Origin of the sequence: uncultured Meiothermus sp., assembly GCF_937863175.1 — a bacterium.
Classification (GTDB): Bacteria; Deinococcota; Deinococci; order Deinococcales; family Thermaceae; genus Meiothermus.
On the sequence record NZ_CALMCQ010000039.1, the window covers coordinates 1 to 6,098 of the forward strand.

Annotated in this window: 8 protein-coding genes; all 8 read right to left on the minus strand. The window is 61.4% G+C overall.

The features are described 5' to 3' along the window. Positions 1 to 99: 99 nt before the first annotated feature. Positions 100 to 918, minus strand: coding sequence for a CRISPR-associated endoribonuclease Cas6 (gene cas6, locus Q0288_RS01550; protein ID WP_299426109.1), 819 nt, complete (start codon positions 916 to 918; stop codon positions 100 to 102). Further along, positions 915 to 1,295 carry a type II toxin-antitoxin system VapC family toxin gene (locus Q0288_RS01555; protein ID WP_299426112.1) on the minus strand — a complete coding sequence of 127 codons (381 nt, stop codon included), beginning with the start codon at positions 1,293 to 1,295 and terminating at the stop codon, positions 915 to 917. The genes cas6 and Q0288_RS01555 overlap by 4 nt, the downstream gene beginning before the upstream one ends. Then, positions 1,296 to 1,550 (minus strand): type II toxin-antitoxin system VapB family antitoxin, encoded by a 255-nt coding sequence (locus Q0288_RS01560; protein ID WP_299426115.1) that lies wholly within the window; start codon positions 1,548 to 1,550, stop codon positions 1,296 to 1,298. A gap of 31 nt (positions 1,551 to 1,581) precedes the next feature. Beyond that, positions 1,582 to 2,712 (minus strand): type III-A CRISPR-associated RAMP protein Csm5, encoded by a 1,131-nt coding sequence (gene csm5 / locus Q0288_RS01565; RefSeq protein WP_299426118.1) that lies wholly within the window; start codon positions 2,710 to 2,712, stop codon positions 1,582 to 1,584. Further along, positions 2,709 to 3,596 (minus strand): RAMP superfamily CRISPR-associated protein, encoded by an 888-nt coding sequence (locus tag Q0288_RS01570; protein WP_299426122.1) that lies wholly within the window; start codon positions 3,594 to 3,596, stop codon positions 2,709 to 2,711. Before Q0288_RS01570 ends, csm5 begins: the two co-directional genes overlap by 4 nt. Continuing rightward, complete coding sequence (gene csm3, locus Q0288_RS01575; protein ID WP_299426125.1) at positions 3,593 to 4,273, minus strand: type III-A CRISPR-associated RAMP protein Csm3; 681 nt, start codon at positions 4,271 to 4,273, stop codon at positions 3,593 to 3,595. Before csm3 ends, Q0288_RS01570 begins: the two co-directional genes overlap by 4 nt. Then, positions 4,270 to 4,680 (minus strand): type III-A CRISPR-associated protein Csm2, encoded by a 411-nt coding sequence (gene csm2, locus Q0288_RS01580; protein WP_299426128.1) that lies wholly within the window; start codon positions 4,678 to 4,680, stop codon positions 4,270 to 4,272. The genes csm3 and csm2 overlap by 4 nt, the downstream gene beginning before the upstream one ends. Positions 4,681 to 4,690: 10 nt before the next feature. Continuing rightward, positions 4,691 to 6,098: type III-A CRISPR-associated protein Cas10/Csm1 (gene cas10 / locus Q0288_RS01585; protein ID WP_299426131.1), on the minus strand; the 1,408-nt coding region annotated here is incomplete at its 5' end.

Consider the following 6,098-nt stretch of genomic DNA (forward strand, 5'->3'; position numbering starts at 1 on the left):
TGCTCTTGTCCTCGGTCGGTAAAGCCCTCTTTGGTGAGGGGCCAGATTTTCTGCTCGTAAAGTTGCCGCGCTTCCGTAGCCTGAGGCGATGGTTCGATGCTACCTGGGCTCGCTTGGCTTGAGAGGTTCCTGTACTGTGTCCACAGTTCGCGTAATTGCTCCTTGTTCTGATTCATCTACCCTCCTTGGCTCACTCATTGGGTCAAAGGCCCGCACCCGCCCAAACCCCAGGCTGGTCTTGGCCCCTACCCCGGCATAGAACGCAAACCGCCCCAAAGCCTGCATCCACTGGGCCTCCTGGGCCTGGGCAGCAGGCAGGTAGTAGACCACCCGGCCCACATAGCCCACCCCGCGCTCGGCCTGGTTGGGCGCCAGGTGCTGGGTGCGGCCCTGGAAGCGGGCGATGGTCAGGCGCTCCCAGGTTTCGCCTAGCTCAGCGGGCACTTTGACCGGGGCAAAGGCATTCCAGCGCTGGGCCAGCGAGTCGAAGACCAGCCGGGGCTCGGGCAGCGGGTAGCTGTTGCCCTGGCGGCGAAAAAAGGTGGGGCTGGCGAACTGCAGGCCCAGGCGGTGGCTGGCCTGGCCCTGGAAGAGCCGGGGGTAGGTGCTCACCCCGGCCCAGGGGTGCTCTTCTTGCAGCACTGCCTGCACCCGGAAGGGCTGTTTGAGCCGCACGGTCTGGCCCGCCAGGCCAAACAGCAGGGGCGAAAGGCGGGCGTACAGGCCCTCATCCAGAAAGCCGATCCGCGCCCAGCGCTGCCCCTCGGCACCGCCCAGACCCAGGCTGAAGGGGTTGGGCTGGGCCTTGTGCAGCTCGGGGTCAATCTGCCGCAGCAGGCCATACACCAGGCCGCGCCAGCCGTCGGGGTCGGGACGGGTGGGGCCCTCGAGCGGTAAGACGATGGCAGCGAGAATCATGCTAGATCGGTCTGGGCGACGTCGTCGCCCACGTAGGCCAGGGGCAGGCCGGCAACCCTGGCTGCGGCGTAGCTCAGGCAGTCGCCAAAGTTGAGGGCGGCGGGGTGGCGGCCCTTGCCGTAGCGCCGGAAGGCCAAGAGGGCCTCGCGGTAGTGTTCCTCGGCAAAAGGCACCACCTCAACCCTTAGGCGGCACAGCAGGTCTTCCAGGAGAAGCGCCTGGGCCTCGCCCTCACGCCGCACCAGCACAACAACCGCCTCTACCAGAGTGGGCGCACCCACAAATAGCTGGGAGGCGTCGTTCAGCTGGTGCGAGACCTCCAGGTAGCCCGGTTCGCGGAAGAGAATGTGCAGTAGCACCGAGCTATCCAGCACCATCTACGCCCCCTGGGGGCCATACCCCAGAATTTCCTCTTCCTCTTCCTTGGTGGGGCGGCGTCCTTTAGGCAGCAGATCTTGCATCTCGTCCAGAAACTCTTGGATAACCTCGCTGCGGGAGCGTTCGGGTCGGGCCAGCCGGGCCTTGCGCTCGAGCAGGGCCTTGCGGATGGCCTCGGTCTTGGTCTCGCCAGTAAGACGGGCCAGTTCCTCGGCCAGGCGCTCGACCTCGGGGTTTTTCAGGGTAAGGGCCATGGGCTCAGTATAGGTTGAAGAATGCGGGTTTTCAGCAGGGCTCGAGGCGGGCGATGGCCCAGCCCATCGGAAAGCCGTCCTTGGGGATGGCCGAGCCAGCAGTTTTGCGGGTCATTGGCTCTTTTCCCTCTTCCCCGTCCAATAGCAAAGCCAGCCTGATGGACATCCGCCCTGAGCCATAGCCCACCCGTATGGGAAAGGCGGTTGGGTCGGCTTGCAAGCGCCTATCCAGTTCTTTGTATACCCGCGAGGCCTCCTGGAGGCTGTGTGACTTGGCGAACTCTTCTTCCCTACTGGCCACTTCCTGGTAAAACTCGCGGCAGGCCGCGGCCAGAGCTTTAGCAGAAATACCGTGGGAGACAGTATCCTTGTGTTTTTGCCCCGCGAGTCCCACATGCAAGCGCAGTATGGTCCGAAGCTCAGATTTGTTGCGGAAGGTCTCGGCCAAAAGTACAGTGCCGTCCATAGTTCCTTTGGGATGAAACACCCCTATCCGGTTTAGGAGCAGATTGTCGCAAGGTTCGCAGTCACCTACCCGCACCTGGCGGAAGGGGTCGCGGTGGAGGTTAGTACCCCGTTCGGTATTGTAGTCCAAGACCAGGGCTTCAAACTCCTGGGCCACCCTGGGGCCAGTACTTTTAGGGGCGTGTATGAGGGGCCATTCGTCTTTCGGGGATGCGCTGCCCCATACCCAACGGCCCCGGTGTTCGATATCCCGGCCCTGATTTAGAATCCGTTTGAACATCCAGGCCGTGCGCAAAGCTCCTTTGATGGATGACCCCGGAAGGTAAGCACCCAGCGGGCTGCGGGGCAGCGGGCGGAACTCCAGGCCCGCCGCATCGGTAGCACTTTTGATTGTATGGATGAAGGCCCCGCTCACCGGAACCCGCCTGAGCAGGGCGGGGGTGGGGTCTACCAGGCTGCTATTCCAGAGGGATTGCAGGCTCTGCTGGGCCAGCCTGGGGCCCTGGGCCACGGCTTGCAGGTAGTTTTTTTGCTGCTGTTCGTCCATAAGCTCTAGCAAGCGGCCTGCATCCAGAATTAGGGCTTCTTTTTTGGCTTCGTCTACCAGATAGCTGTAGGCGGGGAAAGCCTCTCCAGTGCCCACATGAATGGGGCCTAGCGTTTCCAGTTCCAGCCTGTAGCTCTCCAAAAAACTCATACCCGCACCCCCAGCCAAAACGGATACAGGTACTCCCAGACCCGCACCCCTGCTTCCGGAGCCGGGCTGGGAGTCACGTCTAACAGCTCCCCCTTGGACTTTTCACGGAACACGCTCCCCTCTTTAGCCCGCAGATAGGGGCGCTTGAAGGGAGTCTTGGCGTGGGCAAAGTGGCCTCCCAGACGCCCCCAGTAGGTTTCCAGCGCCCAGAACCCCTCGCCCTGGGGTAGGGTGGGCGCCAGGGAGACGTAGTGGGTGGGGTTTTCGGCTTCGGGGAGGTTCATTTCCTGGCTACCCACCACCTCGAACCGTCCCAACCCCACACTGGCCTTGCCGCCGTAGCCAAAGGCCCCGATCTCAAGCAGCGCTTGTTCCAGGTAGCCGGCTTTGTGCCGGAGTTGCATGTAGACTGTCCAGGTCTGCTTTTTTTCTTTGTTGTTCAACCAGTACACCCGGTCGGTGAACAGGATGCTCTCCTGGGCAGTTCCGCTAATACGGTTGATGCCCACTCGAGTCTGGGCAGCCGTGGTAATCGGAAGAGACTTACGCTCGCTTAACTCTGGGGAGTCTAGTAGAGCCTTTTCCCCCTCCTGGACTACCCGTGCAAAAGTGGAAAAGCTCAGGTAGCGGATTTTCTTGAGGGCTTTGCGCTGGATGGTGTCCTGAACCTGAATTTGGGGCAGCAGCGGCCGAGGCAGGTAGCCGGTGGGAAAAGCCGAGGAGAGCAGGAAAGGGGGGTCGTGCTGGAAGGCCTCGAGCCACTCCATCAGGGCTGCCTCCCCCTGGGAATACCGCACCCACCAGGCCAGATGACCCCAGAGGGTGGGGGCACTGGGTGGGGTGGTGATGCTCCCAAAAGTAAGGTGAAAGGCTGTTACCTTCATTTCTCCTCGACCTGGTAGCTCAATTCCACCTGCCCATAACCCCGGCTGATATAACCCCCCAGCCCATCGAGTTGCAGGAGTTCCAGAGCCTTTTCCAGGTGTTTGAAGTTATCCCGGTCGGTCTGGCCGCCGTCGTTGGTGTCCATCATCCGGTAGACCATCTCGAAGGCGAACTCGGCCCCGGCAGGCACGCGCTCGGCGGTGCGGGGGTTGGCGTTGCCCCCGATCCGGGGGATAAACACCTCTTGCTTAACCTCGGTCAAAAAGCCGCCTCGGGCGGTCATGGCTTCTAAAGCTTTCCTGGAGTCTTCGGTCAGGTAGGCATCGCGCACCAGCAAACGGGTTGGGCCACGTTGTTGGGCAAATTCTTTGCTGCGGCGATCATTGCCAGGAGCTACACCAAAAATGCGCCCGATAGGGTCTTTTGGGTCATCGGGTACAAAGACGTGTCTCTCGCTCGATCTGGCGATGTAGTCTCCACCAAAATGCCACTCGAGCAGATACCGCATCTTCCCTTTGAGCGAGGAGCCGGGGATGTAAGGCTCCTCGGTAAGGGGATTGCGAATCACGGGGTTGTCCACGTCCCCAATGGCCATCTGATCCTTGCTCATGCCGATGCGCAGCCCACTCTTGAGCCGGATAATGCCGTGGATGCGTTTGTAGCCCAGTAATCTCATCTGCGTCCCCCCTGGTTTTGCCCTTCCTTGGCGTAGAAGTAGGCTAGCACCGCCTCGAGGTACTGCATCATGGCCTCGAAGTCTTCCGGGCTTTTCTTGCCTGCATCAATCAGCCGGTTCATAAGGCTTACAAAGCCGCTGGCATTTTGCAGAGGGCCGTTTTTACGTTGCCCATAGGCCAGCTTGGCCTTTAACAGCTCCAACTGGGATACCAGCTTGCCAAAGGCTATGTGGGAGTTGCTCTTGGCCTCGCGGTCAAACCTGGCCTCGAGGGTGCGCAACTCGTGGAAATAGTTGCGAAACTGACTAGACTGAATACCCTCCACATGGTCAGCGTCTTTTCGGGCTTCAGTATCAAACAGGCCGGGTCGCAGGGTTTTGGCTTCTCGATCTTGATAAAATTCCATGACATCCTCCTTATCGTTCCAGGTACAGTCCCCACTGCAACCAAACCGGCAGGTGTCGCCAGGCAGGGCTTTGGTGGTTGGTCAGTTGCAGGTAACGTTCGCGTATCTCGTCGTTTCGCTCGCGCAGGGCATAGGCCAGCAGGGGCTTGTAGCGCATCTGCCTGGCCGGGTCGTCCTGCTGGTGCTGCTTCCATAGCCTGAGCATACGGAAGGCCAGAGCGCTGGATATGCTTTCCTTTCCCTCGGCTTGCAAGTGCTGCTGGAAATTCTTTACCCAGCTCACCAGGCTGCGCAGCTCCTCCCAGGGAACGCTCAGGCCGAAGAGGTGGAGCCGGTCGCGCCCGTCGGCTTTGGCGGCCTGCTCGGCCTCCTGTACCGCCTGGGCCAGCAGGGGAATGGGCAGGCTGGGGTTCACCAGCACGAAGCCGCCGGACAGGGTGAGATTGGGGTGCTGAGTGAACTGCTGGTACAGCGCTCGCAAGTCCAGGGCAAACTCGAGCAGCACATCCCACGGCCCCAGCAAAAAGAGGTCGTCGCCGCCCGCATAAACCGAGTAGATCAGGGGATACCGGCGGGCCTTCTCTTTGGCTTCTGCTTCGTCCCAACCAAGTCGCCTGGCGTAGGTTTGGGGGTTGCGGATGAGCTCCAGCACCTCCCCGGCAAAGAAGAGCTCGAGCGTCCGCGAAAGCGCGGCCATTCGGCTGGGGCTGGGCCTTTCGAAGCCGCTGGCAAAGGCCTCGCCCATCCGGTCGGCATCGAGCATCAAAGCCCCCAGATATTTAACCCCGGTGGAGAACTCGGCCAGCTCGGCAAAGGTAAGCGGGCGTTCCTCGCCGCGACTATCCTCTGGGTCGGCCAGCCGTTTTTCTTGGGCCCAGTTCTCGTAGGCCTCGAGGCTATCCAGTCTCCTACCTCCCTCCTCTTTTGCAGCCCGGAGGGCCTCCTGCACACTGGGCAGATGCCCGGCCAGCAGCCGCACCTCCCAAGCCTGGGGGGCTGGTTTGAAGTTGGCCTGGGTGCGAAGGGAATAGGTGGCGGAAGATTCTAGCGCCGCCTTCAGGTTGGGAAATCGGTAGTGGGGTCGGGGTGCGTCCTGGGAGAAGAACCCAATCTCGCTGCACTTGGGAACCAGGCGGCCCAGGTGGGCGTCTCGCTCGCACCCGTGGCAAAGCGAATCGGTCGCCGATCTGGCAGCGCGTGCCCCACAGGCCGTACAGGGCCGCAGGCTTGGGTTCCCCTGGCTCAGGTAGGGCTCGGCGAGTCGGCTAAAGAGCGGCCTTAGCCTGGCCCCGGCCAGTTGTTGGTGGGCCCGGGTGAGTACCTGGTCGAAAGACTTAAACCCTTCTGCGGTAAAGGAAAAATCGGCCAGGAAGGGCAGCAGAGTAGCTCCCTGATCCAGGGCCCAGATCGGAAGAGCA